The sequence below is a fragment of the Pyxidicoccus caerfyrddinensis genome (assembly GCF_010894405.1).
GTDB lineage: Bacteria > Myxococcota > Myxococcia > Myxococcales > Myxococcaceae > Myxococcus > Myxococcus caerfyrddinensis.
In genome coordinates, this window is record NZ_JAAIYA010000020.1 from 105,104 (window position 1) to 131,954 (window position 26,851).

Sequence of the window (26,851 nt, forward strand, 5' to 3'; positions counted from 1 at the left end):
TGACGGACCGGATGGAGCGCGAAGACGCCGTGAATTCGCCCCGTCGCCCCGCGGGCGTGTTCATGGCTCAGCGGTGCTCCAGTGTGGGAAGCGGCCTTCCCTCCCTGGCCACGTACGAGACCGTCACGAGGGTTCCCGCGCGGGCGTCCCCCTGCACGGAGGAGTAGGTGGCTCCATTCCAGAGCACCGGCGCGGGCGCCATCAGGACCTGCTCGCGAAACTGCTCCAGCGCCTCCTGGCTGGGGTGCGAGGTCTCCAAGCGACACAGCGAGGCACCGCAGTGCACCGACTCCAGCCGGGAAGTGGTGAGGATTCGCCCCAGGTTGGAGCGGGTCAGGTCCTCCGCCTGCCGGCTCCAGTGTGGATCGATGGGCTCGCCGTGGACCGCTTCCTCCAGGCTGGCCACCCTCTCCTGCTCGGACGGTGGCACCGGGTGGTCAGGCGGAGTCACCGGGGGCGGGCGCTCCATGCCAGCGCCGGAGGCGGGCGGCTCGGCGGGGAGTGCCAGGGTCGGGCCGGGCGCGGAGACAGGCGTGCGTGTCACTTCCCGGGTGAGGCGCTCCAATTGTGCCTGCTGCTCACCCAGCGCGCGGGTCATCTCTCGGAGCTCGCGGCGGGTGGCCGCGAGCTCCGTCTGTTGCTGCTGGTGCTGCTCCTCCAGTGAGGTGTGTTCCAGCCACTGCCAGCCCAGGAAGGCCAGCAGCACGGTGATTCCGGCCAGGGGCAGGGGGCGCGGCATCGCGGGTCTCCCAGGGCAGTGGCGAGGGAACTAGTCGTCCCACTGGACGGAGTAGACCTTGGCGTTCTGCGCCAGGTTGCACAGCAGGTAGAGGGAGCTCTTGGTATCCGTGAAGAGTGTGCCCAGGGCGATGGTCTGCGGGCTGCCCGCGGCCGGCAGCGAGACCCAGCTCCCCGCGTAGAAACCGGTCTGGGTATTGGTGGTGGCCGCGATCCGGCAGCTCACGTCGCCGGTGGTGGCCCCCTGCGCCATGACGGAGAAGGTGCGGTACCCGGCGGCTCCAGAGAACGGCAGGGCCACGATGAAGGACTTCGTCGCGGCGCAGCTGTTGGCGATCCACCCATAGGCGTAGACGGGGCACGTATCGTCCGCCACGTTGGAGGCCTTCATGGAGGCCCCTCCGATGCCGTTGGCGTTGGCGGGGGTGGCCTGGATGGCGAGGGCGAAGGCGGCGGCGAGGGACAGGCTCTTCAGGGAGGTCTTCATGGCTTGCTCCGTTGGGAGTGGGTTCGTCCGTTGAGAACCGCGAGCGGATTAAACGGGCAAGCGAGTGATTTTTTCCGGCTCCGGCAAGCGCGAGGCCTCAACCTCCATAGGGAGCGGCGAACTCCGCCCACCGGTTGTTGGGCTGCAAGCCGGTGCCGGGATTCTCCCGCGATTGGCGTCGGTACGCAGCTCCCGCGCCGACTGGGACAGCGTCTCGATGGACCGCACCCGCGCATTGATGTCCGCGTCCTCGGCACCCTCCAGACGCGCAATCCACGTCCGTATGAAGCGGACCGCGTTGAGCACCTCGGTGTGGTCGAAGATTTCGCCTGTATGCTTCAGGTCCTCCTCGACGAGGAAGATGAACATGCGGGCGAAGTTGGCGAACATCCGGTCATGGACCGGACGCCGGCGGTCGCCTGCGGGTGGCGGGCTGAAGTTGTCGCGCAGTTGCTTGAAGCTGAAGGTGCGCACGCTGGCCAGCTTCCCTGTCCCGGTCCGGAAGCCCGGCGCATCCATCCACCCCTGCGCCGTGGACTTCTCGACCGCCATCTTCGCGACGATGAAGGCGTGGTGGGCGTCGTAGAAGGGCAGCAGCACCGACTCCAGGTAGTCCCCAATGAAGGTGGCGAAGCTGAGCTGGCCGCCGCCGCGGGAACTGGATGAGGACGATGCCCTGACGCGGTTATTGTTCGCCGAGGAGGGCCAACCGCGCCCGAGCCGGCCGGAACCGGATTGGGTGCGGATGCACCTAGAGCTACGCAAGAAGCACGTGAGAAAGCAGTTGCTCTGTGAGGAGTACAAGGCGGAGCAGCCCGACGGGTACCAGTACAGCCAGTACTGTGAGAGGTACGCGCGGTGGGCCGCGACGCTGAGCGTCACGATGCGCCAGACGCACGTCGTGGGGGAGACGTTGTTCATCGACTTCAGCGGTGACGGCCTGGACGTGGTGGACCCGAAGACGGGCGAGCGAAGGAAGGCGAAGCTCTTCCTGGCGGTACTGGGCGCCAGCAACTTCACGTACGCGGAGCCAGTGCTGAGCGAGGACCTGCCCACGTGGGTGGGGTGCTATGCCAACGCGCTCGAGTACATGGGCGGCGTGGCGTGGATATGGGTACCGGACAACCTGAAGAGCGGCGTGAAGAGTCCGGACCGGTACGAGCCGGACCTCAACCCCACGTACGCTGAACTGGCGCGGCACTACGGCGCGGCGGTGATTCCGGCCCGGGTGCGCAAACCTCACGACAAGGCGAAGGTGGAGCAAGGTGTACTGCTGGCCGAGCGGTGGATACTGGCGGCGCTGCGCCACCAGACCTTCTTCTCGCTTTCAAGCGGCGACCTGCCCGGCATGATACCGGACGGGGGAGGGTGAGAGTGCAGCAATCCTCAAGCTGATTCGGCAAGCCTGAACGGCTCACGCAGGGTAGACAGCAGCACTGAGCCTATTGGCGAAGAGCTTGCACCGCTGCTCAACCTTGGATCTACAATGCGCGAGACCTTTCGCTGGTACCAGCTTCACAGTGGCCAAGTCCCGCATCGCCCAGTTTTGTAGTGCACCGAGAATCGCTTTCCATCAACTCTATTAACCGAAGAGTTACCTATGATGCAGGCACCCAGAAATGTCGCAATCCTGCCGTATGTTCGCACAATCAAGGACATCACCATCAATGGATTTACCTTATGGCCAAACACTTCAGGCAACTGGATATCTAAGATCGGCAAGGATTACACGCCGCTAACAACTGCCTACGTTGATCAGAGGGGCAAGCCTGTCGGCGCCAGTGCCTCCATCCTGTCCCGAGATAATGGACAGTCGGCTACCTTGGCAGAACTCCGCGACGTCGTTGTCAGCCTTTCATCTATCGCATGGCTACAGCGAACACGTGCCGCAGACAGCTGGGTATTTGAGTCTTGGCCGCTTCTTGACCAACAAGATCCTGACCCATACTTCGTTAGGATCGGTAAGTTTAGTCGAACAATTGGAACTCCTAGCACAAGCAGGGTGTACCCATCTCCGTACACGTACCCAATCCAATTCGGCCCCGAAATTCCTCAGCCGGTTCTGGATTATTTCGATGCCGAACTGAAGAAGCCCAAGGAGAGCTCGATCATAACGAGCCTGTCGCACTTCCACAGAGCACGCTTTGAGACCCCTTTTTTCTCCCTTCCTATTGATGACATCGAAACCTTGTGGTCTGGATTCGAGGCCTACTTTCATTTCCCGTTCCCGCTTCCTCCAGCCACCAGCAGGAATCAGCACATGCTGGACTCCTTCAAGAATGAACTCAAAAACGAGCCTCTCAGACAGGAGTTTTGGGGCGGCCTAGAGAAATGGATTGATGCAACATACTTGGCTCGCTGCAAGCATACTCACGGATCCGAAGTGCCTGATGTGGACCTGCTGCTTCATCCATACGATGCTGATCTTCTTCATTTGGGTTTGACACTTGCAGGGGCACTCATCAGGCTGCGAGCAATGTCAGGCAATGATTACATCCGGTTCGATACTGTGGAGCGTCTGAATCACCTGTTTATCGTGCGGTCTACGATAGACGCTGTCGCAACAAGACTTAAGGCAGACCGCAAATCGTTGTACCCCGGTGACGGCACTCTGTCGCAAACCGACTTTTCCGAACTACGCCAATTGCTTCAAGATCTTGTAGCATTCCAAACGGTGCATCCCGGGTATCGGAATAGCAAACTCATAGCGGATGCCCGCAAGAAACTTGGATTGGTACTATCTGCGTGGGCGGAGGAGTTGACAAAGAACCCTCCCCAGTCTGTCAACGTTGAGTATCTAAGTGGCGTCAGGGAAATCATCAAAGAAGGCTCTGCAGCCAAAAAGAGCAATGACGAGATCGACAAAGAGATCGCGCTTCATCTGGTCAATTCAGAACTCTACTATCCGGGGTCTTTCATTGAAAGCGGCAATGCGGATATTGAGAAGCTCAAGATGGGCGGAGCGATCCCTTTCTGGTTGGTCGTTGATGCATTTATTCACCTGGAAGAACTCTACATCGGCTATGAACTGAGGTAGGAGCAGTGGCATTCTTGGAGTGTTTGACAAATATTAACGCTCAAATCCAAAGCGATTGCCCACCCAGGATAAGAGGTAGAAACAACGCTCAAGCTAATTCGGCCAGTTTGAGCGCAATGCGTCTGCCCGGCAGCAGCGCGGGGTCTTCGGGGTGCTCCAGCTTGATCGGGACCTTGATCATCGCCTTTGCATCTGCCCACACCCTCAACAGGGCTCCCATTCCGCCTATACTTACGGCGCGCTCGTCGCTGGGAATCGGGCCGCCGCTGCTGGGCGACGACCTGCTCACCGTGAAGAAGAAGAACGAGACGGTGCAGGCGCGGCAGATGGAGGTGCAGAAGGCAGGCCTGGGCAGCGCCCCCGCGAACGGCGCTACGCCGGCCACGGTAGACCTGCCGAGCGTGGATGAGGGCGGCGAGACGCGCAACCTGAGGGCGCCGGGGAAGAGCACCGTCCCCTCGGATGGGCGGCCCAACGTCGTGCCGCTCTTCACCTTCGAGGACGCAGCCCGCTCGGAGCGGGTGTACTTCCCGGATCTGGAGCCCAAGGCCTTCCTGCGGGCGGTGGCGCGCAATACCTCCCCCAATCCGGTGCTGGCGGGCCCGGTGGAGTTGCTGCGCGACAACGGCTCCGTGGGCTGGACGCAGACGCTGTTCGTGGCGCCCTAGGAGAAGTTCGAACTGAGCTTCGGCCCGGACGACGCCATCAGCATCCAGCGCGAAGACAGTATCCGTACGACGGACGACGTGCCGCAGGGCCTTGAGGGGATGAGCAAGTCAGGTCATCCCTTGTCGTGTGCCGAAGAGAGCTGAGAAGCCGGAGTGGGCGCGCGTCGCCGAGGAGTTCGAAGCGAGCGGGCAGACGCAGCGGGAGTTCGCCGAGAGCCGAGGGCTGCGGCTGAGCACGTTGCAGTCGTGGGTGTACCGGCGTCGGCGCCAGGTGAGTACCGAGGCGGAGCCGCCCGTGCGCCTGCTGCCGGTGCAGGTGAGCGGAGCGGGCATGGCGGAGGAGGTGCCGTTGGAGGTGCTCACCGTCGGCGGGGCGCGCGTGCGCTTCGCGTCGGGCACGGACGTCGACTACGTGGCGCAACTGGTAGCGGCCCTGGGGCGTACGGCGTGCTGACATTGCCGGCCTCGGTGCGAATCCTGCTGGCCACCGGGCCGGTGGACATGCGCAAGTCGATAGATGGCCTCATGGCGCTGGTGCGCACCGGCTGGGGCGAGGACGTCTACTCCGGCCACCTCTTCGCCTTCGTCAGCCGACGCGGAGACCGGGTGAAGATTCTCACCTTCAGTCGGGGCGGCTTCGTCCTGTACTACAAGCGCTTGGAGACGGGCCGCTTTCGGCTGCCCCGGGTGGATGCCGACGCGCAAACGGTGGCGCTGGACGCCACCCAGTTGGCGATGCTGCTGGACGGCATCGACGTGGCCGAGGTGAAGCGCCAGCCCGCCTGGACGCCCCCGGGACGGACAGGTAGCTAAGCACGTCACGTGGGTAAGGGCCTACCTCGTGGGGTGTTACGCGCGGGTGCCACGTCAGCTGCCACTCGACCACTATTGCCCCTGGCGCGAGGAGGCCGAGGAGCTCAAGGCCGAGGTGGGCCGTATCGGCGGGGAGTTGGACACCCTCAAGAGCCAGATGGCGACCCTCCAGCGCCACGTCTTCGGCAAGAAGGCGGAGAAGCTACCGACCGTGGCCGCCGAGCTTCGCAAGGAGGCGGCGGGCGAGCAGGCGCAGGCGGCACGGGCCGAGGCGGCGCTGAAGAAACGACGCGAGCGCGCGGCCCGGAGAGTCGAGGGCGCGCCCACGCGCGAGATTCGCCACACCGTCCCTGCCGAGGAGCGCCACTGCCCCGCCTGCGGCAGCGAGGAGTTGAAGGCGCTGGGCAAGGGCCGCACCAGCGAGGTGTACGAATACATACCGGCCCGCTTCGAGCGCCAGGTGCACGTGCAGGAAGTGCTGGCATGCGCGTGCGGCCAGGGCGTCGTCACCGCGCCCCCGCCCGCGAAGGTGGTGGACAAGGGCGGGTACGGCCCCGACTTCCTGGCCCACGTGGTGACGTCCAAGTGCGCCGACTCCATGCCCCTGCACCGGCTGGCGCAGCGGATTGAGAGAGGCGGCGTCCCCATGAGTCGCAGCACCCTGACGGACCTCTTTCACCTGTCGGCCTCGGTGCTGCTGCCGCTCTCGCGCCACCTGCTGCAATGCATTGCCTCCTCGGAGGTGGTGTGGGCCGACGAGACGCCGCTGCGAGTGCTGGACGTGAAGAAGACGCGGCTGGGCTACCTCTGGACATTCCTCACCCAGAACGAGAAGGGCGAGTGGCTCATCGGCTACCGCTTCAGCATGGGGCGTGGGGGCAAGACGCCCCTGGACGTGCTGGGCGGCACGACGGGCGCGCTCGTGGTGGATGGGTACACCGGCTACAACCCGGTGACGCTGCCCGACGGGCGCACTCGCGTCGGGTGTTGGGCGCATGTACGCCGCCGTTTCTTCGACGCGCTCGCCACCGCTCCCGAGGCCCGCGAGGCCATGAACTTCATCCTCGCCCTCTACCGGGTGGAAGCCAACGCGCGCGACGCGGACGTGGTGCGCGCGGCCGCCCACCGCGAACTGCGCCAGTTGCACAGCACCCCCGTCCTCGCGCGTCTGCGAGCCTGGCTCGAGGAGCAGGCCCCTCGGCACCCGCCGAAGGGGCCGCTGGGCCAGGCCATTTCCTACGCGCTGAAGCAGTGGGACGCGCTGAGCCGCTTCGTCTCGGATGAGCGCCTGCCGCTCGACAACAACCGGAGCGAGGGTGCCCTGCGAAAGGCAGCACTGGGCCGGAAGAACTTTCTCTTCGTCGGCCACGAAGCCGCGGGGGAGAACCTCGCCGGTCTCTACGCGCTGGTGGCCACCTGCGAGGTCAACGACGTCAACCCCGAGGCGTACCTGGCCGACGTGCTGCTGCGCGTGCAGACGCATCCCCAGTCGCGCATCGGCGAGCTGCTGCCGCTCGAGTGGAAGCGCTTGCGCGCCGCCGACTCCTCCTGAGCACCTCGCTCAGCTCCATCCCATCCACTCGCTCACGCCCAGGCTCGCGACCACCGCCGAGCACAGCTCCCGTCCGTCCTCAAGCGGTCCGGCACGGCGTTCACCGGACGGATACCGAAGACAAGAAGCACTGCGAGGAGGTGGACGCGGTGAGCAAGTGGACCGAGCACACCCTGCACCGGCTCATCTACCTGTCCGACGAGGCGCGCACCGTCACCGAGCTAATCCCCATGGCGGAAATCGAGCACGTGAAGGTGGAGTTGGACACGAAGAAGACCACCTGCGAGCCCGTGCTCGACGAGAACGGCTTCGTCACCTGGACGGTGGAGCTGCCCGCCAACGGCTACACCCCGCTCCACCCGTGGTTCAGGATGTCGATGGCGCCGGGGGTGCAACGCTCCTGAGTGACGGCGCGGCGCCTGGGTTCAGCGCGGGGCGAGCAGCAGCGCCCAGGCCTCCTTCGTATGGATTCCTCCCACCTTGACCAGGCGCGACGAGTCGACGTCGTACAGCATGAGTCCTTCGGGGTACGTGGACAGGAGGAGCGTCCGCCCATCCGCGCTGATGTCGAACACCTTGTGCAGCGACTCGATGTCAATCTCGCGAGTCGCGTCGCGCTCGAGGTCGTGCGCGAACAGGCGCTGGCCGCCATCGACGGGGTCGGGGCGCGCCCCGTAGAAGTACACGGTCCGCCTGCGCGCGTTCGCCAGGAGGAAATCACTCGAGACGCACCAGTCCTCGAAGGTGTGGAAGGTGCGCTCCTGGCCGGTACTCAGCTCGAAGCGCCGGTACGAGCCGGGCCTCGTTTCATCACAGCCGCCGTACTCGGGATGGTTCTCGCCCTCGCGAAAGAAGACCAGCGAGTCCCCCAGCAGCGTGGCGGCTGTCATCTTTCGGCGCTCCTGGCGCAGGGGTGGGCCCAGTTTCCACGGCTTCGTGCCCGTCGGGTCCAGGGTGGCGATGCGGACGCCATCGCGCTTGCTCCTCAGCACGGTGCGAAGCTCGCCATTCGCCGGCGGGTGGCAGGTGTCTGTCATTCCGGGCGGGAGCACGCGAACGCCGACGGGCCGAGGGGCAAAGCTCCAGCTCCACCACTGGCACACGGCGCTCTTGGAATTACTGACGAGCACGCGAGAGCCGTCCGGAGTGAAGGCCTCCGGGCCCTGGGAGTAGACAGTCCCGTCGCTCGTCCACGTCTCGGGGCGGCCGAGGGTGACCGCCAGGACTCCCTTGCGGTCGCCCATGAGGATGTAGTCGCCCTTCGTCGGGCGTCCGGCCTTGTCGGTGGGCGGGACGTACTCGCGGCCATCCACGGCCAGGCGGACTTCGCCAGCCATGATTGCCGCCGACACCGCCCAGCGGCCTGTCGGCGCGTGCACGGCCAGAAAAGAGAGGTAGCAGGGCCTCCATTCGTGCTCGACCTGGCCCCGCTTGGGCCCCGCGACGAAGCGGGTCTCATTGAGGGCACGGCAGTCCGCGAGGGTTCGTGTGCCGTCCTGGTCGATGAGGGAGACCTTCCCTTCATCGGCGACAATCAGCGGGATTGGCGAGGTGGAGGGCTCGGCCCACGCCGCGGCCGCGAACGTGGCGACCAGGGCGGATATCAGGAGTTGAGTTCGCGAGGTGTTGGACATGCCGATGACGACGGGCTCGCCGGGCCTGTATTCACACCCACCGTGTGACCTGGACCCCCTCTCGCCACGGTGGCTGAGGCAGGCGGGCTGGCTATTCGAGAGCGAGCAGCAGGGCGTCCCGCTCCGCGACGAGCTTCTTCGAGTTGAGGGCCTTGCGGATGAGGCGCCGCGCCTCGACCCGGGCCGCCGCGTCCGTCAGCCGGGGGAGCCAGTGGGTGCGGAGCGCCTCGAGTTGCTGCCGCTGCGTCAGCCCCGCATCGTCGAGCCAACGCTCGAGCTCGAGGATGACGTCGGGCCGGGGAGCCACGGTCTTCTCGGCAGCGACGACCTCCGTCGGCTTCGGCGTGTACCGCCGCGCGGCCTGGTCCTCGGGCAGCGGCCCCCACTGTTCGGCCAGGGCGCGCAGGCCGCGCTGGACCTCGTCGAGGTAGGATTCGGCGCGCGGGTCGGAGAGCACGCCCCATTCGACGAGCCGTTGCCGCAATGCCTCGCGCCCGTTCACTTCGTCGTGGACCTCTTCTCCGAGCGTGGCCGTCCCCCACACGTCGAAGTGATGGTTGTGAGAGAAGACCGCGCTCTCGACGTGGGCGTCGCCGAAGACGTAGGTGCCGTCCGGCTCGTCCTCGCCGAACAGGCGCCGGACACGGAGCTCTCCCAGCACGATGAGGTAGCCGCTGGTGAAGAGCGTCTGCGCGATGAGGTTGCCACGCACGAAGACGAGCCCGCCCGGGTTCTCCAGCCACCCGTCGACGAGCAGGTCGCCGTCGACGAAGGTCGAGCCCCGGTCATTCTCGAGGACGAGCGACGCGACCCGTCCTCCCGAGAACAGCCCGGCGCCGCTGTTGGAGAAGCCGTGGGAGAGCACGGAGGCATCGACATCCATGCCGATGCGGGCGCCGGTGCTCCGGAACGCGTCGTACGGGCGCAGGTAGGAAGGGGCTTCGGCCGGTGGCAGCCAGCGTTGCAGGGGGAGCATCTGTCCGGCACCTTCGAGTCTTCAAGAGGGCGTCCAGATGCGCCGTAGCACACAGCCGAGGATGGCTTCGAGCCGCTTCTCTGCCTGGCGGGCACCCCGGATGCTGGCGGGCTACACCCTGTTGGAACAGCGGCAGTGGTTCCGCCCCGGTGAGTTGGAGCTCGGCCAGGAGCTGGACCGGGAGGCCAACATCGCGCTGGGCCACTGGTACGCCACCGCGAGCCGTCCCGCGGAGAAGAGCGCCTTCCTCCAGTACGTGACCGGACTGGGGCGGAGGCCCCAGTACGCGGACGTGCGGCGCGCCTTTCATATCCTCTCGCACTGCGGCCACGCGGCGGAGCACGAGATGGGTGAGCTCCACGGGCTGCGCGCTGAAATCGAGGAGAGGCTCCGTCGCATGGCCCGGTCCGGGACGGGGAAGAAATCCGGAGGGCGGCGCCGCGGCCCCAGGCGGTAGGTCCCTCCATGACGCACCGCGCTCGTACTTCAGTCCAGCCAGTGCTGGGCGGCGTCGCTCAGCATCGGCTCGTACGGAATGACGGTGTTTCTTCCGTAGCCCGGAGGGCCTTGGCGGTCATGATTCCAGCCAGCCGGGCCAGGGGGGCACGCCGACAGGCGGTGCAGCTCCCCCCTTCGTCACCTCCCGGACAGCGCTCCATCCTGCCCAGCCACCACGGGGAGCACGTGCACTCCATCGCGGTGCATGACTTGGAGTGCGGGAAGGACGATGTCTTCGGGGAAGAGCGTCACGGCGCGGGATCGGTGGGTCGTGCTCCGCCGCCCAATGCCCAGAGCAAGGCCGAGGCGTACTGGCAGGAGGGGACCCGGTTGGAGCTTGCGTGCGCCGGGCGGGACTGGCCGTCCAAGGAGCAGCATGTCGAGGCGCTCCTCGGCCTCAAGCCCGAGCCGTGGATGCAGTCCTGGATGTACGAAACGACGACCGCCAATCTGGAAAAGCAGCTCACCACCAGGTCCGGGAAGCCTGAGACGGTGAATCAGCTCCAGTCCCTCATCCAGAAGCTCATGCCGAAGAAGGACTGAACAGCAAGGACCGAGGGACTCGTGCTGGACACGCTGAGGCGGTTTCCCTAGAAGGCTCGGCATCCGACACAACCGCCCAGACCTGCCGGGCGGCATGGAGGTGCCGAATGTTGCGTGCGTTCGTCAGCTTTGCCTCCGAGGACATGTGGGCCCGGGACTTCCTCGTCCGTCAGAGCCAGTTCAACGCCACTCCGTGGACGTTCACAGACAACTCCCTCCGGGAGGATCTCGATGATGCGACCTGGAAGAAGCACGTCCGCCGGCTGATCCAGAACAGCGACCTGCTGGTCCTGCTCATCGGCGAGGAAACGCACCTTGCGCACGGTGCCAGCTGGGAGGTGGGGTGCGCCCGGAAGCTGAGTCTTCCCATCTTCGGGATGCAGATCCGCCGGGATTCGCCAGGACGCATTCCGGACTGCATGCGCCGCATCCCGGTCATCGACTGGGACTTCAACAGCATCAGCGCGGAGCTCGACAGGGCCTACGCGTGGCACGAGGAACAGCAGCTCAGGAACACCGGGACGCGTCGCTGAGCCGCTATCCCGGGACCCACCGATGCGCCTTCCCGCTTTCAGCCCCCTGAACGTGACGCGGGTGCCGCTGCGGCTGTCCGAGGCGCGCGCCCTTGGCGAGGAGCATGCTTTTCGGAAGCACGGGATCAAGCTCGCGTCAGACGTCTGCGCGGACCTCCTCATCAAGGAAGCGCAAGCTCCGAGGGACGAGGCTTTCGACATCTTTCTCTCGCATAGCTACAGCGACCAGGAGGCCATCCTGCGCATCAAGCGCCGACTCCAGTCGCTCGGCTACAAGGTCTACGTCGACTGGGTCGAAGATGATGCGGAGCTGAGCCGGCTGTCGGTTTCGCGCAAGACGGCGGAGCGTCTTCGCCTGCGAATCCGGAATAGCAGATGCCTCCTGCTGGCCACCTCCGAGCACACGGACGAGTCCTTCTGGATTCCGTGGGAGCTGGGTTGCGCAGACGGGCACCACGGCAAGGTCGCAATCCTCCCCTATCTGAGAGAGGACGCGACGAGCAGCCGGTTCCAGCGACTCGAGTTCCTTCAGCTCTATCCCGTGGTGGATGAGGCTCGGTTGGAGGGGTCAACCAAGCGTCGGCTCTGGGGCAATCGCGCAGGCGATGAGTACGTCACGTTCGATGATTGGCGATCAGGTCGTCGGCTCCAATGGCGGCGCATCGAAGAGTGAGGCCGGTAGAGACGGCTCCTCGTGGGCTGGCCCCGAGGGGCTCCGGTTCATCTCCACCACGGCAGGCCATCGAACGCACGGACGACCATCTTCCCGTCCTCGACGACGAGGTTGCTCCGGCCGGCGAGGAACCGCTGATAGCTGTCTTCCTGAATGGGAAATGGCTAGAGACGTACGGAGTCATCATCCGCGGTCGATGCGAGCAGCTCGCCGTCTGGCGACCGCGCGACCCCCACACCTGCCCGTGATGCCCCACCAGGGTCATCATCCGCCCTGAGACAACCTCCCAGACATGGACGGCTGAGCCGCCCTGTCTGTTGAACCACTCGGAGTCCTCGGTGCCGGCGGCGACAAAGGCTCCATCCGGACACCACGGCACAGCCGACGCCCGCTGTCCTCCAGGGCCGTTCAGCAGTCTGTGCAGCCACGGTGGGCGAGCAGCCGGCGTACCACCAGCGCCTCGGTGCGATCAGCCGACGAGTAGGAGATGAAGACCTTCACTGGCATCACGCTTCTCCGACATGGGCTTGCAGTGACTCTTCTCACCGTAAAGAAGAGACACTACAGGGGAGCGTGGGAATGGAAATCGCACCCTGGTCCGCCGCCTCATCGAAAAGCAGAGGCTTTACCGGACCTCAGGTCAGGCAGCCTTGGACCGGCTCATGGAGGACCGCAGCGCCTCAATGGACTTGCGCAACCTGGCCAAGCTCCACAGCAGCGGTAGCGACCGTGAAGCAGGCCCGTGATGCGTACGTAAGGTGGGCCGGATTCTGCGCCGTGCCGCGATACTAGGTACCTTCGACCAGTGCGAGTAGCTCCTCGGGCTCCAAGCCCTTCCACTCGTACCGGAGGCGCTGTTCGTCCGCTTGCTGCACTGCGAGCTTCAGTCCAGGCACCTCCGGCAGGGATTCCGCGATCCTCCGGACCGCTGAGACCGCGGCCTGGGTTCCTCGCTGTTTCAGATTGCCCAGCAGCGCGTTGCGTAGCCCGGTGATCTGGAAGTGCTGCACATTCCTATTGTCCGCGGGAGGGAAGCGCCGCCAGAGCCAGACATAGAGCTCCGCGATGGCGTTCTCGTCGAGTTCTCCCACCAGTTGCAGTTGCTGTTCCCGCCGCGCCCTATAGACCTCGGAGCGCGTGAGGAGTTGCTCCCCGAACGCCGGATTTGCCTGCATCAGGGGCCAGAGGTGTGGCCAGGCGGCCTGCAGGGACGTGTTGAGCAGCGAGCTGGCCGCTTCGAGCTTCTTCTCTCGCTCCGCTTCATCGACCGCAGCACTCGATGCCCACCGCAGCGCCTGCTCGAACGCCTTCGGGCTTCGGGGCACAAGCTCGTTCAGCAGCACTCCCAGAGCCGATGGCTCCAGCGGCACGCCAGTTCCCAGCCAGTCCACCAGTGCATCCACAAGGCGCGGGTCCCAAAGACTCGCCAACTTCTTGAGGAGCGTGTAGACGCTCAAATTCTTGCTGGCCTTGTCCAGCCACTCCAGCACGGCCGAGATGAACGCCTCGGGGGCCCTGACATAGGCGTGCGCAACGAGGGTTTCTTGGACTGCCTTTTCCTTCCCATCCTGCTCCCAGGGCCAATCGATGACGAGTGGCACCCATGGAGTCCATTGCTCCGTCGGCCAGCCAGCGAGTACCTCTCGTTTCTGTGCCAGCAACAGGCGAAGCGCCCGGTACCCGGCAGTGGCCCAACGGTGGGACTCCCCAGTACCGAACCACTCGGCTGTGCGTGGCTCTCCGTCTCGCAGGTAGCGTTCTGCAGCGGAGATGCAGCGGGCTCGGAGGTTCTCATCGAGAGCCTCCCAGCCCGGCAGTGCTGAGAGGTTGGCCTGCAATTCGTCGTCAGTCTGCCACCTGCGTTTCTTGATCCGGCTCCGAGCCAACTCCAGGCTGATGCGGTGCCAGGCAATCAGATCGCCGGCCTCGAACCTTCCGAGCAGGTGCCTCACGCGGTTCTGGCTCGGAGGCTGATGCGCTCGTTCATCGCCGCGCCTTTTATTCTGGCTCTCGCGCTGCTGCTGCCGGGCTCGCAGGCTGGCGGCTTGGGGAGACCCGAGTTCGACCGCGTCCAGGCACCATGCGAACTGTCGTGCGAGCGAGGGAATTCGTTGCCGTACCTCCAGGATGAGGTCGACATGTTCCAAGTCGTCCAATGAGAATATGCCTTCGATTAGCTTCAACCATCGTTCGTGAAGCTGAGGATCCGCGGTCTGCTCCAGCTGCTGGGTCAGCCAGCGAAGGTCGCCACTGGAGATAAACGGCTCCCTGTTGATCAACCAGAGTCTGGGGTGTTCAAGTTGGCCTAACAACTCCTGCACCAAAATTCGCCGCTTGTCAGGCTCAGCCAGTAGTGGGTCAGGCGCTCGCCTGCGGTGCGTTGCATCCCCGAACAAGGGCCTATGCAGCTTTAGCCGGCTCAGGACCGAAACACCGAACTCCCGCAACACGCCCGGCGCATCAAGATGTTCCCAGGATTTGCGGAGAATGGCCTCGACCAGTGGATCGAAATAGAAACCATTTCCCCGACTCTCCACCCATCGAAGTGCCACTGGCAGGTCCTCGGGTTTGAGATGCTCCGCCACGTCTCTGTAAAGAAAACCAGCATAGGTGCCGAAATGATGCGTATTCCTCGGCGCTGACAGGAGCTCGAATAGCCCTTCGGCGGAGAGGTACATGGGCCACAGTATATGCAGGACCCTCGCCGCCAATTCCTTCTCTGGATCACCTTCGGTACGTAGAAGTGGCCTGAGGCTCTCGAAAGCCTCTTGATTGCCCATGGCACCCATCGCTTCGATACTTGCGCATCGGATATCCAGATTTTCTGACTCATCCAACGCCAGCTGAAGCAGGTCTCCCAATAACGAAGATTCTCCACATTCTCCAGCGATGTTGATCGCAATCACGCGAGCCAGAAAGCTCTTGCTCCGATCCTTGATGATGGAGGCCAATTGTAAGCCGAGGGAAGGGTGCTTCAAGAAGTCATATCTGTGCCGTAGCATATCCTCGAAGTCGGCGACTTCCTGCCTGTTGAGTTGCTCCAGCAACGACTCGACCAGCCTGGCCTTCAATGCTGTGTCGATGGTGGTTGCGGTGCTACGGAGCAGGAACTCGGGGGCGATGGGGACGAGCTCCTGGAAGAACTCAGGACTCATGCCCGCAAGCCAGCCCACCATTTCCTGGAGCGGGGGAATGATACGGAGCTTCCCGCTTGTGTCCGGCCGTAGGAGAAGTTCCTTGAGCTTCGTTGTGGTCATCCGTCGGGTGACCAGGAATCGAGCCGCGAGGAACTCAGGGAAGGTCCAATGGCTCCAGGTGACGAGCCGCTCGCTCGTTCCTCCCGTGAACAACCCTGTCTGGAGGGTCTCCCGGATATGCTCAGGCATGACCGGGACTGGCTTCCCTCCAATCTTCTCGTAGCCGTAGCTCAGCGCATCGAGAGTGGCGGATTCTTCCGGGGCACGGCTTGCATCCTGTCCGAGGTACATGGCCGGACGCTTGCAAAGCAGGGTCACCGCCGCGATCCGTTCCGCCAGCCGCAGGCGATGCGTTGACGGAAGCTTGCCATCGGCCTTCGAGGCGGCTCGGTCCAGACTGAACTCTTCGCAAAGACGCAAGCAGCCCTTTTCATAGAGTGCGCGCAGGCTATCTGGCAGCCGCCGATCCTCTTTGAACGAGGAAAGCAGTAGCTTGAGCGTGATTGGTTTGATGGCCAATGGGACGGCGTCCCGCTGCGTGACTGCCTTCAAGAACGCCTCGGGGTCGAAACCCTCGATCAGAGCGGCCTCGGCGACATCGACCCGTCGCAACGGTGCGATTTCGTAGGCCCCGAAGTGTTCTTTGCCCCACAGCTCCGGCAGCTCATGACTCAGCAACTCGGGCCATTCCGCCGTACGACATGCGATCCGCAGCCGCAGCCGCTTCACGGGACAACGTCCGAGCTCCGTCAGCAGGTTCCGGGCAACAGCCTGTATATGAATCAGGCATTCATCCAGGCTGTCCAGGAACAAATTCAGAGTGCCTTCGGAGTTCCGCCACGCCAGGAACCCCGCTGACTGGAAGAGGTACTTGTCGAGCAGTGCTTCGGAAGTGCATTCCTTCAAGTCGACCAGCAGGTTCTGGGACGAGTCGTCGTCACTCCCCTGGAACAACCCGGCATCAATCGACTTCAGGGCCGTGCTCTTTCCGGTGCCGGGCTCGCCCAGGAGCACGAGGCAGGGCAACTTGGAGATGGATTCGAACGGGAAGATTTTCGGGTTCCAGCCCGTCCAATCGTCACTCTCCGGATCCGGAAGGAAGCCGTCGAACGAGAGTCGAATCGTTTCCCCCCGAGGGAGCCAGAAGCGCTTCCCCCTGTAGCGGATGTCTGACACCGGAGTGCGCCTGCGAGAGGGTAGCCCGAGCGCCACCGCCACCGAGTCGAGCTGGGTAATCGGGTCATCGTGACGGGGAACTTCCTGGAACAGGGAGAGGAAGTCCGCGCCCGCGAATGCTCCGGGTTCGCCCAGTCGGAGGGGGAGGATTCGGAGCGCACCTGACGCCGCGTAGCGCTTCCGGGCCAGCTCGACCTCCTTCAACACCCACTCCGATGTGACTGACGCAGCCGAGAGCAGCACTAGGAAGTGCGTGCTCTGCTCCATCAGTCCCTGAACAAGATGCGGCTCCCATTCCGCCCCTATGGGGATGCTACGGGGGGCAATCCAGACTTCGGCGCCACGCTCGCGAAGGCCCAGATCGAGACTGCGGGCAAGGGCCGCGTCGCGCGGATCGCGCGTCGTATGGGAAATGAAGACCTTCGGAGTCGGAGCCATGTTCGCCGGAGCCCGGGGATGAGCACTTCGGGCAAAAGGTACTCCACGATGCCAGGAGAGGGAGCCCCTGCTGGACAGGTTCGGGTCACTTTTCTCGAAGGCTTCAGTCCGCTGGGTACACAGGACACTCGGCGGTACTCAATAGAGTCGGGGGATGATGAACTCGGGAGTCCCCTCGGGGACCCGCAGCGGGGCCGCAGGGTGCGCGACCCCGGAGCATGAGCCCGGGAAGTGGGATAGCCTCCCAACGCATGGACGAAGCCAGACGCGCACGGCGGGGACTGTGGGTCTTCTTTGCGGTGCTCGTTGTCCTCTCGGCGGTCTTCGAGTGGATGATCATCTTCCGGGTGCCGTTCCTGGACAGGACATGGAAGGTCGTCCTGCTGATGTGGTCGCCCGCCGTCGCGTCCTTCGCCGCGAGAATCGCGACGCGTGAGGGGTGGGGCGACCTGTCTTTCCGCCTCGGCGGAGCCGCTGGTCGGCGTGCCCTGCTGTATGCCTTTGGCTTTCCGCTCGGCGTGGGCGCGCTGGCGCACGGCCTCGCCTGGGCCACGGGGCTCGCCCTCTTCGACCCGCCAATGCAGGACTCCCTCGTGCTGCCGCAATGGGGGTGGACGGTGGAGAGCACCGGCGAGCCCGTGGTCCGGTTTGCGAAGCAACTCGCGTTGCACCTGACAGTGGGCACGGTGGTGGGGTGCATCTGGGCGGCGGGAGAGGAGATCGGCTGGCGGGGCTACCTCGCGCCGCGCCTGCTCGATGCGCGCGTGCCGTGGGGATTGGCGCTGAGCGGGCTCGTGTGGGGCCTATGGCACCTGCCGCTCATCCTCCGCCCGGGCGGCGACTTCGGCCCGAGCCGGTTCCTGACGGCGCTGCTCTTCGTCGTCCTGTTGATGCCGCTGGGAGTGGCCATGGCACGCCTGCGAATGGAGACGGGAAGCATGTGGCCTCCCATCGTGCTCCACGGTGTATGGAATGAGGCGCTCTCGGCGTTCGGGGCGGCGACGAACCCCACCGACAGCATCTGGCTGGGCGAGTCCGGCCTCCTCCTGGTGCCCGTGAGCCTGCTGCTCCTCGCGCCATTGCTGCACGGAAACTGGAGCGCGAGGCGGGCACCGGAGACCGTGCCCTACGCTAGCTTCAGCGCACGCTCGTAGCCTTCAAGCGCGCACCGTGTGCCTTCATGGGCTCGCGAGCCCCACCTCCACCATGGGGTGAAGAGGGCCCAGGTCAGCCACCGTCCCAGGAATTCTCAACCGCGTCGATATGGACCCGGCGTACGTGCATTCCCCTTGATACCGAACTGCCTGAGCACGGCCTCCATGCCTGGCATTGAGGGGGACTCCATCATGTCGATACCAAGAGCGGCCGCTCCACGCGGCCTGCTGTGCATGTTGTGCGCGCTGTCCTTCCTGTTGTTGGCCAGTTCCTGCTCCGAGGGAAAGGGAGGCACCGGAGAGCGCTCCGCGCTGCTTCTCGAAGGCCCCTTCGTCGCGGTGCCGCGCGAGCTGAGCACCGAGTCATGGGAGCGCCTGCGCGTGGGGCTCGGCGTGACTCCGGCTGCGCGCCCCGCGGACGGGAACGGGACGTTCTACCTGGCGCTCCGCAAGAAGGAATTGGGCCAGCGCTGGTTCATGTCCGCCCACCTGATACAGGACACCCCGGCGGACGTCTTCGGCAACGTCGCCTACACGCTGGGCGTGCGCGTGGTGTCCTTCCAGGTACAGAACGGCAAGCTGTATGCGTTCAACGTGGATGACACGAAGGTGCGCAGCGACCTCTACAAGCCCGACGAGGTCGTCGAGGCGTGGCCCATCATCACCGACGCGCCCGACTTCAACCGGCTGCCAGGCTCGGAGGACTACATCCTCTTCGACCCGGCCGCGGGCCTGGACCGCTTCGTGGGGATGGACAACCTGGACCTGACCTACGGCGCTGGCTTCGAGGTGGAGCTGGCCTTCGCCCGGCGCTTCCGGCGGCTGGACACCGGCATCGCCTTCGAGAAGCTCGTCACTGGCCACGCGGTGCCCTTCCTGAGCGACATCTCCGCGTCGCGAGTCACAGCGACGCTCTCCCTGGAGCTGCGGCGCTATCAGGAGGGTGAGGGCTACACGGCGCCACCGGCACCGCCGCTCGCGCACTACTTCCTCGGCAACCACCGGCTCATCCCCAACACCGGGGGCCTTGGCGAGGAGGCGCCCATGAAGTGGAACCTCCGGCCGGGGATGAAGCCCATCACCTGGGTAATCACCGACACGCTGGTGAAGACGCAGCAGGACCCTCGCTACCGCGACTACGACCTCGTCGGCGCGGTGAAGCGGGGCGTGGAGCTCTGGAACGGAGCGTTCGGCTTTCAGGCGCTCTCCGTCCGGCTGGCGCAGCCGGGCGAGTCCGTGGGCGACCTGGACCGGAACTTCATCCTCTTCGACCCGGACCTGTTCTACTCCACCGCCTGGGCGGACTTCCGCACCAACCCGAACACCGGGGAGGTCCTCGGTGCCAATGTGTACTTCCCCGTCGCCTGGGTGAACGCGGCGGTGAAGGCGGGAGGGGCGGCGCTCGCGACACCGGAGGGGGTGACGGCGCCCGGCCCCCGGCGCGTGCTGGCGTGGAATGGCATGGCCTCCGAGCGGCTGTGCGAGCTGGACTCCTCGGAGGCGCTGGCGGGGCCCGAGGGGGACGTGTCCGCACTCACGCAGGCGCTGCCACCCCTGACGCCCAAGCAGATCGTGGAGGGCATCATCACGAACGTGGTGATGCACGAGATTGGCCACACGCTGGGCCTGCGCCACAACTTCAAGGGGTCGCTGACGTTCCCCACCTCCTCGGTGATGGACTACACGTACAGGCAGGAGCAGCCCTACCGGGCCGACTCGGTGGGGCCGTATGACGTATCCGCCATCCGCTACCTGTACGGCCTGTCCTCCAACCTTCCGGAGGAGGCGTTCTGCACCGACACCGACATCGGGTATGACGCGGACTGCAACCGCAATGACGCCACGCCCAACCCGCTCGAGCTCTTCTACGGTGTGGCCTGGAAGGCGCAGCTGCGCGCGGCGCTGGAGACGGGCGCCGCGGCTCCGGCCGACGCGCTCCTCAACAGCGTGCTGCAGTACGTGCGCTGGGGCCGCTCCAATCAGGAGAAGCTGCGCGCCTGGGACATCGCGATGGAGGGATTGCTCGCCCCCATTCCGCCGGAGACGCTGGCGGCCTTCCCGGGTTATGGCGCCAGGGCGGATGCCCAGGCCCGGCGTGTCCTCCAGCGGCTGTACCTGGACAACACCATCGCCCGGGGCTTCTACCTGGCGGCGGACCCGCGGCCGAATGCGCTCTTCACTCCGGCGCTGCTGGCGCAGCTGCGCGGCAACCTGCTCGACCTGGACGGCGTGCGCACCCGCGCCACGCGCCGCGTGGCCATCGACATCCTGAAGAAGCTCCAGACGTACGAAGCCTATGCCGTGCTGCGCGAGGCCCGCGACGCCGTGGACGCGTCCCTGCCTGGACTGTCCGGACAGGCGCGCATGGACGCGGAGGACCTGGCCAGCCGCCTGCACCTGGCCACCTCGCCGTACTTCAACTGAAGGGTGGGCCCGCTCCACGGCTGCTGGAGCGGGCCCGCCGGTGTTTCACCTCACGCCGCGCCTCAGGTGAGCGACGGAGGCAGGACCCCCGGCGGTTGGCGCACGTGCGGGCCGCCTGGACTGCGCGGCCCGCTGCCTTCAGCCTGTCATCGTTCCTCTCACTCCGTGCGGTCCAGGTTGCCCATCGAGAAGCGCTTGCCGTCGAGGAAGCGCACCTGGTCCGGCTGGAACCAGAAGATGGTGGCGTCCCCCAGGGAGACGCCGTCCGGGACCTTCACGCTGCCCAGGACCTTCTTGCCCGCGACCACGACGAGCTCGGACTGGGCGCGCGGGGCCCCCTTCCATCCCTCCTTCAGCTCCTTGAAGCCGAGCTCGTTCTGCGCGGCCCTCGGGAGCACGTAGACGGACTCCGACACCACGGCGACCCCGCCCTTCAGCGGGATGCGATCCGCAAGGCGATGGTCCACCACCGCGCCCAGCAGGGTCTGCGGATCCGTGCCGTGCTTCGCGGCGATGGCCGCCAGCGCCGCTTCGGCTTCCTCCACGGCGGCGGCTGGCACGGACGGCTTGCGGTTCGCGGTGTAGCCCATGGCTCCTCCCAGGGTGACGGCGGCCAGCACGCAGCTCGCGAGCAGCCGGACGCCCCGTGTGTATGCGATTCTCTTCATGATTCCTCCTAGGGTACGGGCTTGGGGAAGACGCTGGTGGGAACGACGACGCTGGGCTGCTTCGTCGCCTTCATCTGCTCGTTGAGGGCATGCGGGTTGGGCACGACCTTGGTCTTGGTCACCCCCTTGTAGTTCGCCACGACCTCGCCATTTCCCGCAGGCAGCATGGTCGCCGGAACGCCGGTGGCCTGGCCCGCCTCCACCGCCAGCGTCGCGCAGTTGCGCTCCATCGTGTAGTAGCCCGGATGGGTCTTCGTGGCCTTGGAGAAGGCGATGCCCTTGTCGAACTGGGCTTTGGTGACCTCGAACTCGTACACCGTGGCGTCCCCCGTGAGCGGCCAGACTCCACTGCCCTTGAATGCGCCGAAGAGGAACTGCGGCCGGTCCCAGTCGCCCATCGAGCGCTCGGGACCGAAGCTCATCACCTCCGAAATGGTGCCATTGGGTGCTCGCCAGTAGGCGAACGCGTGTCCCGTGTCCGCGGTGACATCGAGCTGGCCCGAGGCGGTGATGGCCTTCGCCTTCGGCAACTCGATGCCGATACCGAACCGGTAGGTGCCGGTGGGGGCATTGAACGAGGGCGGCACCGGGGTGGCGGTCGTGGGCGCGGCGGGCGCCGCGGCTGTACCGTCGTCCTTCTTCGCCTTGCGGCCATCCGGGTCCAGGTACGCCTGCGGGTTGCTCCGGGCGTACGCGTACAGGTTGCACTCCGCGGGGCTCTCCACGCACTGCTCGGGCTGCTCCAGGAAGTACGGGTCCGGCGTGGTGAAGCGGTGGAGCGTGGCGTCGTAGTCGCGCAGGCCCATCCGGATGAGGCCCAGGTCGGCGTCGTACCCCTTGCCCACGTAGTCCAGCGCCGCCGCGGACGTCGGCGGCGTGGTGCGCTCGCCGAACGGAGAGGCCCAGCGCGGCGTGCCGTCGTAGTCCGAGAGCACCGTGCCCTTCCGGTCCGTGGCGAGCGGGCGGAAGACGTTGTTCTGGATGACGCCCATCAGCGTGCCGCCCAGCCGGAAGGGCCGCGTCAGCCCGGACGCATCCAGGAAGACGCTGCCGTCCAGGTAGGCCGCCAGCACCGCGTTGCCCTGGAGCTTCGCGATGCGCTGGCCGTGCTCGTCGTAGAGGAAGTCCCAGGTGTCCGTACCTCGCGTGGCGCGGGACAGGTGCCCGTTGGGGCCATAGCGCAGCACCAGGTCGCCCCGCTGGATGGTGCGTCCCAGCGCGTCGAAGGTGTGGGTGACGCCGCCCGACTCCAGCGTGCTGCCCGTCCGCACGAGCGTGCGCACGGCGCTGTTTTCCTGGATGCGAGTGGGAAGGCCCGTCGCGTCGTACTCGTACGCGCTCGCCGTCTCCGCATCCGTGCTGGAGGTGAGGAAGCCCTGCGCCGAGTAGCCCTGGGTCCGCGTGAGGCTGCTTGCCCCGACCTGGAGCTGCTCCTGGTCCACGAGGCCGCGCGCGCCGTAGTGCCACTGTGACGAGGACGAGAAGCCCGCGCCCGTGCGGCTGTAGCCCACCCGCGCCCGCGTCAGCGAGTCATGGGAGAAAGTCACCAGGCTGCTGCCCACCGACGCGCTCGCCAGCAGCCCCTGCGCGTTGTACGCGAGCGACGCCAGCGTGCTGCCGTTGAGGGAGATGGACCCCGTGCGCCCGTACGCGTCCGGCACGTCCTTCAGCGTGGTGCAGCTGAGCGGCGCGGTATTCACGGCGTCACGCACGCAGGTCGTCTCGCTCTGGACGGCGCCATCCTCGCGGTAGGCCAGCGTGGACTCCACCGTGCGCCAGCCCGCGAGCTGCACCGTGCGCTTCTCCAGCCGTCCGTCCGCGCGGTACTCGAAGGACTTGCGGAAGCCCTGTCCTTCCACGGCGGACAGCACGCCCGGGTGGGTGTGCTGCGTCGGCGCGTCCGGCGTCGCGCCGTCGAAGTAGAAGCGGTAGCTCTGCGTGGCGCCCGTGGTGCTGTCGGTGTGCAGCTCCAGCGTCTTGCGCCCGATGCCGTCGTAGGTGAGCTCCTCCTTGCGCTGCACCACGCCCCCGTCCGACAGGAAGCGCTTCTCGCTCAGCAGGCCCGTGGTGCCTTCGTAGGCGTACTCCACCGAGGCCAGCCCCTGTCGCTGCACGCGGGTGACGCGGCCGTAGCTGTCATGGCTGGCGAGGTGGCGCGCGCCCCCGGGCAGGGTGACGCCGCGCACGCGGCCCAGCGCGTCGTAGGTGTAGTCGTACCGCGCGCCCGCGGCGTCCGTGAACGACACCGGCTTGCGCGCCGCGTCCAGGCGCACGGTGGTGTGGAACGTGCCGTTCTCCACCGTCTCCTGCTCGAGGACACCCCCGACGAGACGCAGGTGCGTCTCCACGTGCTTCTCCACGTCGGCGTGTAGCTTCGAGGAGGACTCCGCCTCATGACCGAAGGCCGCCGCTAGCGCGGTGCCAGTCTGCTGGGTGCCCGCCAGCAGGTCCGTCTGGGTGAGGGTCTCCGGCGCGGTGGAGGCAGGCGCCGTGGGCCGCATGAAGGTGCGCGTCTCCAGCTGCGCCGGGTTGTGGGTGGTGACGCCGCCGAAGGCCCACCCCTCCGGGATGCGCTGGGCGGTGGCCAGGGCCTCGCCCGCGGCCGTCGTCCACTCCACCGACTCGAGCTTCGCGCCGGCCATGGCCTCCACCAGCGTGCTCACCTTCACCGACGCGGGCCGGATGGCCGTCGCGTACTGGTAGCTCCACACCGACTCCGGGTTGGCCTCGGTGGCCTGGCCCAGGCTGTCCCACCGCTTCCGCAGGCGCTCCTGCCCGTCGAAGCGGAAGAACTCGGTGTAGACCTTGCTGCCCGCCCGGCGCGTCAGGTCCAGCACCTCGTCCGTGAGTGCGTCGCGCGCGGTGGCCTCCGTCGTCGAGCCATCCGGCGAGGTGATGCGCTGGAGCAGCAGCGTCCCGGCCGCATGGTCGAAGTGCGTGGTGCCACGGCCCGGCCTGGAGATGTCGGAGAGGGTGAAGTCCGGCCCGTACGTCACGTCCTGCAGCGTGAGCGCGCCCTGGGGGCCCAGGCTCTCCACCTTCGTCGTCAGGCCCAGGTTGTTGCGCGTGACGCGGGCCTCGTGCCGGAAGTCCAGCGAGGCGTCCGGATGCTGGCCGATGAGGACGATGCCGTCCTCCAGGCAGTGCAGGTGCCCCGCGAGCCCGGACACCGTCGCCCGGTGCTTCTGCGTCGTCAGCGTGCCCTGGGACGTGTGGCGCACCACACGGGACGGGCAGAGCTGAGCCTCGTACTCGGCGTACTCCGTCCACTCCTCCAGCGGCGCGCTGCCCGTCTCCGCCGCCCACCGCGTGTGCTCCTCCTTCAGCCGCTTCCAGGCGACGCCCTCGTAGAGCGCGCCCTCGTACAGCCACGTCTGCTCCTGGCGCAGCCCCGGCGAGCGGCTGTCCCGGTGCGTGCTGCTCAAGGGCAGGCCGGTGCGCCAGGCGTCGTGCAGGAAGGTGGCGTCCTCCTGGCCCTGCGCGCCGGTCGTCGTCACGCGCTCGTAGCCCAGCAGGAACTTCCCCTCGGGGTGCAGCGTGGGCTGTGCGTAGGCGTAGTCATGGGACACCGGGGCCTGGCCCGACGCCTCCACCGTCAGCCGCGACAGCACGGACTGGCGCTGCCGCGCCCCCTCCACCGGTGGGCTCCACGCGTACTCCAGCCGGAGCACCGAGCCCCGGCCGTCATCCGCCGTGCGCATGAGGCCCGTGCCCGGCCCGTCCAGCGTGGCCACGAAGGCCTGCCCCAGCTTCACCGACGTGAGCTGGGTGCCGCCCGTGCCGGTGAAGTCCCCCACGACCACGGGGCTCGCGAGCCCGTCGAAGAAGTCCTGCACCGGGAGCCGCACCTCGGCGAACTCCGTCCCCGTGTTCATGAACAGCGCGGCGAAGCCCGACTGCCACAGCAGCAGGTCCGACAGTCCGTCCTTGTTGAAGTCGATGAACGCGGTCTGGTAGTCGAGCAGCCCGCTCACCTCGCCGCCGTACCAGAGGAGCACCGGCATGCCCTGGCCCACGCCCTCGAACTCGTACTGGCCCGTGCCGTACCAGACGACGAAGCCCGCCTCGTGGCGCGCCACCAGGTCCGCCTGCCCGTCGCCGTTCAGGTCCTGCACCCAGGTGCTGTTCGGGGTGAAGTACGGCATCAGGCCGCCGCTGCGCATGGCGCCGAAGGACGGCCCCCCCGTGCCCGCGCTCGTGTTGGGCAGCACGTCATAGCCGCCCTCGTACACGCGCAGCAGGTCCGGCCGCCGGTCCCGATTCACATCCACCAGCCGGGTGTTCGCGCCCAGCCCCCAGCCGCTGGAGAACGTCTGCTGCGTCAGCAACTGCCCGTCGCGCGAGCACACCGTCAGCGTGCTGGACGGGAAGCCGTCGTCCGCGCGCAGGTCCACGACCTGGTACGCGTCCGAGCCGGGCCACAGCTGCGCGAGGTGTCGCGGCTCATTGCCCACGGACTCCGCCGGCCGGCACACGCCCACCGTGCTCGGGCCGGGCGCGGGCAGTTCCTCCATGCGGAAGCCATTGCCCTCCTGCACGAACAGGGTCTGCCGCTGCGGGTGCTCCAGGTCCGGCCGGCCGTCCTCGTTGACGTCCAGCACCGTGGAGCGGAACGGCTGGATGGCGTCCGCGCCGAACTCGGCCATCACCCCGTCCAGCGCGGGGGTGCTCTGGAATTGGGCGGCCTGCAGCGCCTCCGTGGCCGTGTTGTACGTGTAGCGCGTGGGCGGGGGCTGCTCGCCGGAAGCGTACGTCTGCTGCACCCCGGCCAGCTGGTAGCCCGGCCCCAGGTCATCCTCCTGGTAGCTCAGCGTGTACCGCCAGCGCTCGCCCCAGGTGCCCGTGCCCGGGTTGCGCGAGCGCAGCACCACCTCATGGACGCGGCGGTCCAGCCGCGACGGCTCGCCGCCGCGGTAGTCCACGAAGGACCGGGCCAGCGTCTCGTACGTCCAGGTGAGCTCGTACTGGAAGGCCTCACCCCGCCCGCCGTAGCGCACGCTCTGCAGGAAGGGACGGCCGGAGTCGTTGAGGACGTAGCCCAGGCGCACCCCGCGCCCGGTGACGTCCCGGACCTCCTCCAGGTACCAGGCGTAGGTGCCGCGCGGCACGTCCACGCGCACCAGCGCGCCGAACGTCCACGTGCTGCCGTCCGGCAGCTTCGCCACCAGGGCGCTACCCGAGGCCACCATCCGCACCGGCGTGGCCATGCCGGCCGCGTACCAGGCCCCGTCCGCGCCCTTCACCATGCGGCCCCAGGGGCCCGTCAGGTCGTCGGTAGCGAAGTCCAGCTCGCCGCTCGCGCGCGAGCGCTGGATGTTGAGCGACGTCTGCCACCCCATGCCCCACTCACTCAGCCCTCCTTCAGGCGAGTACGTGGGGAACGCCTTCGCCAGCAGCGGCCCGCGGTCCTCCGGTGCGCTGAAGGGCGACGGCAGGCTGAAGCCGCCGCGACTGACATCCGCCGGCCCGAAGGCCGTCTGCGCATACTGCCCCACCAGCGAGCCACGCTTTGGCGCCGCCAGCTCCGGGGCCTGGACCTGGCTGTCCGTGAAGGGGTCGGACTGCGCATACCCCAGTGGGGACACCAGACACACGAATGCCACGGCCAGCTTCCGTAGCGTCGCCATACACACTCCCTGCGA

At 66.5% G+C, this 26,851-nt stretch carries 21 protein-coding genes; 13 read left to right on the forward strand and 8 right to left on the reverse strand.

The features are described from left to right. Window positions 1–67 precede the first annotated feature (67 nt). The 3 genes from G4D86_RS36990 to G4D86_RS37000 are packed head-to-tail and all read right to left on the reverse strand — an operon-like array spanning window position 68 to window position 1,825. Window positions 68–739 (reverse strand): hypothetical protein, encoded by a 672-nt coding sequence (locus G4D86_RS36990; RefSeq protein ID WP_163998902.1) that lies wholly within the window; start codon window positions 737–739, stop codon window positions 68–70. A 30-nt stretch (window positions 740–769) separates the two neighbouring features. Further along, window positions 770–1,225, reverse strand: coding sequence for a hypothetical protein (locus G4D86_RS36995; RefSeq protein ID WP_163998904.1), 456 nt, complete (start codon window positions 1,223–1,225; stop codon window positions 770–772). Window positions 1,226–1,273: 48 nt separating this feature from the next. Further along, window positions 1,274–1,825 (reverse strand): hypothetical protein, encoded by a 552-nt coding sequence (locus G4D86_RS37000; protein WP_163998906.1) that lies wholly within the window; start codon window positions 1,823–1,825, stop codon window positions 1,274–1,276. A 19-nt stretch (window positions 1,826–1,844) separates the two neighbouring features. Here G4D86_RS37000 and istA point away from each other — a divergent pair, with 19 nt between their 5' ends. From istA to G4D86_RS37035, 7 genes are all read left to right on the forward strand, one after another. Next, on the forward strand, window positions 1,845–2,597 hold the full coding sequence (gene istA, locus G4D86_RS37005) for an IS21 family transposase (protein WP_275899189.1): 753 nt from the start codon (window positions 1,845–1,847) through the stop codon (window positions 2,595–2,597). A 228-nt stretch (window positions 2,598–2,825) separates the two neighbouring features. Continuing rightward, complete coding sequence (locus G4D86_RS37010; protein ID WP_163998910.1) at window positions 2,826–4,262, forward strand: hypothetical protein; 1,437 nt, start codon at window positions 2,826–2,828, stop codon at window positions 4,260–4,262. A 161-nt stretch (window positions 4,263–4,423) separates the two neighbouring features. After that, entirely contained in the window at window positions 4,424–4,930 is a 507-nt protein-coding gene (locus G4D86_RS37015) for a DUF4139 domain-containing protein (RefSeq protein WP_163998911.1), read from the forward strand. 127 nt (window positions 4,931–5,057) lie between these two features. After that, entirely contained in the window at window positions 5,058–5,384 is a 327-nt protein-coding gene (gene tnpA, locus G4D86_RS37020) for an IS66 family insertion sequence element accessory protein TnpA (protein ID WP_163998914.1), read from the forward strand. Continuing rightward, a complete protein-coding gene (tnpB, locus tag G4D86_RS37025; RefSeq protein ID WP_163998915.1) occupies window positions 5,378–5,743 on the forward strand; it encodes an IS66 family insertion sequence element accessory protein TnpB in 366 nt (121 codons plus the stop codon). The genes tnpA and tnpB overlap by 7 nt, the downstream gene beginning before the upstream one ends. A 58-nt stretch (window positions 5,744–5,801) precedes the next feature. After that, window positions 5,802–7,295 carry an IS66 family transposase gene (tnpC, locus tag G4D86_RS37030; RefSeq protein ID WP_163999040.1) on the forward strand — a complete coding sequence of 498 codons (1,494 nt, stop codon included), beginning with the start codon at window positions 5,802–5,804 and terminating at the stop codon, window positions 7,293–7,295. A 149-nt stretch (window positions 7,296–7,444) separates the two neighbouring features. Beyond that, the gene (locus G4D86_RS37035; protein ID WP_163998917.1) at window positions 7,445–7,699 is read left to right on the forward strand and encodes a DUF4139 domain-containing protein; all 255 of its coding nucleotides are present in this window, start codon (window positions 7,445–7,447) and stop codon (window positions 7,697–7,699) included. 21 nt (window positions 7,700–7,720) lie between these two features. Here G4D86_RS37035 and G4D86_RS37040 read toward each other — a convergent pair whose 3' ends face one another. After that, entirely contained in the window at window positions 7,721–8,929 is a 1,209-nt protein-coding gene (locus tag G4D86_RS37040) for a hypothetical protein (protein ID WP_163998919.1), read from the reverse strand. A gap of 91 nt (window positions 8,930–9,020) precedes the next feature. Continuing rightward, entirely contained in the window at window positions 9,021–9,905 is an 885-nt protein-coding gene (locus G4D86_RS37045) for a hypothetical protein (RefSeq protein WP_163998921.1), read from the reverse strand. Window positions 9,906–9,942: 37 nt separating this feature from the next. Here G4D86_RS37045 and G4D86_RS37050 point away from each other — a divergent pair, with 37 nt between their 5' ends. The 4 genes from G4D86_RS37050 (at window position 9,943) to G4D86_RS37065 (ending at window position 12,152) form a co-directional block, all read left to right on the forward strand. Further along, the gene (locus G4D86_RS37050; RefSeq protein ID WP_163998922.1) at window positions 9,943–10,362 is read left to right on the forward strand and encodes a hypothetical protein; all 420 of its coding nucleotides are present in this window, start codon (window positions 9,943–9,945) and stop codon (window positions 10,360–10,362) included. A 119-nt stretch (window positions 10,363–10,481) separates the two neighbouring features. Next, a complete protein-coding gene (locus G4D86_RS37055) occupies window positions 10,482–10,946 on the forward strand; it encodes a hypothetical protein (protein ID WP_163998924.1) in 465 nt (154 codons plus the stop codon). Window positions 10,947–11,053: 107 nt separating this feature from the next. Beyond that, window positions 11,054–11,479 carry a TIR domain-containing protein gene (locus tag G4D86_RS37060; RefSeq protein ID WP_163998926.1) on the forward strand — a complete coding sequence of 142 codons (426 nt, stop codon included), beginning with the start codon at window positions 11,054–11,056 and terminating at the stop codon, window positions 11,477–11,479. A gap of 22 nt (window positions 11,480–11,501) precedes the next feature. Further along, a complete protein-coding gene (locus G4D86_RS37065; protein WP_163998928.1) occupies window positions 11,502–12,152 on the forward strand; it encodes a toll/interleukin-1 receptor domain-containing protein in 651 nt (216 codons plus the stop codon). Between the two features lie 788 nt (window positions 12,153–12,940). Here G4D86_RS37065 and G4D86_RS37070 read toward each other — a convergent pair. Further along, window positions 12,941–16,963 (reverse strand): NACHT domain-containing protein, encoded by a 4,023-nt coding sequence (locus G4D86_RS37070; RefSeq protein ID WP_163998930.1) that lies wholly within the window; start codon window positions 16,961–16,963, stop codon window positions 12,941–12,943. Window positions 16,964–17,214: 251 nt separating this feature from the next. Here G4D86_RS37070 and G4D86_RS37075 point away from each other — a divergent pair, with 251 nt between their 5' ends. Beyond that, window positions 17,215–18,117, forward strand: coding sequence for a CPBP family intramembrane glutamic endopeptidase (locus G4D86_RS37075; RefSeq protein WP_163998931.1), 903 nt, complete (start codon window positions 17,215–17,217; stop codon window positions 18,115–18,117). A gap of 192 nt (window positions 18,118–18,309) precedes the next feature. Further along, window positions 18,310–20,541: a zinc-dependent metalloprotease gene (locus tag G4D86_RS37080; RefSeq protein WP_163998933.1), complete on the forward strand. Its 2,232-nt coding sequence runs from the start codon at window positions 18,310–18,312 to the stop codon at window positions 20,539–20,541. Window positions 20,542–20,699: 158 nt separating this feature from the next. Here the strand turns inward: G4D86_RS37080 and G4D86_RS37085 are convergent, their stop codons facing one another. Next, window positions 20,700–21,209 (reverse strand): hypothetical protein, encoded by a 510-nt coding sequence (locus tag G4D86_RS37085; protein WP_163998935.1) that lies wholly within the window; start codon window positions 21,207–21,209, stop codon window positions 20,700–20,702. Window positions 21,210–21,217: 8 nt separating this feature from the next. Then, window positions 21,218–26,836 carry an RHS repeat-associated core domain-containing protein gene (locus tag G4D86_RS37090; protein WP_163998937.1) on the reverse strand — a complete coding sequence of 1,873 codons (5,619 nt, stop codon included), beginning with the start codon at window positions 26,834–26,836 and terminating at the stop codon, window positions 21,218–21,220. Window positions 26,837–26,851: the final 15 nt, after the last annotated feature.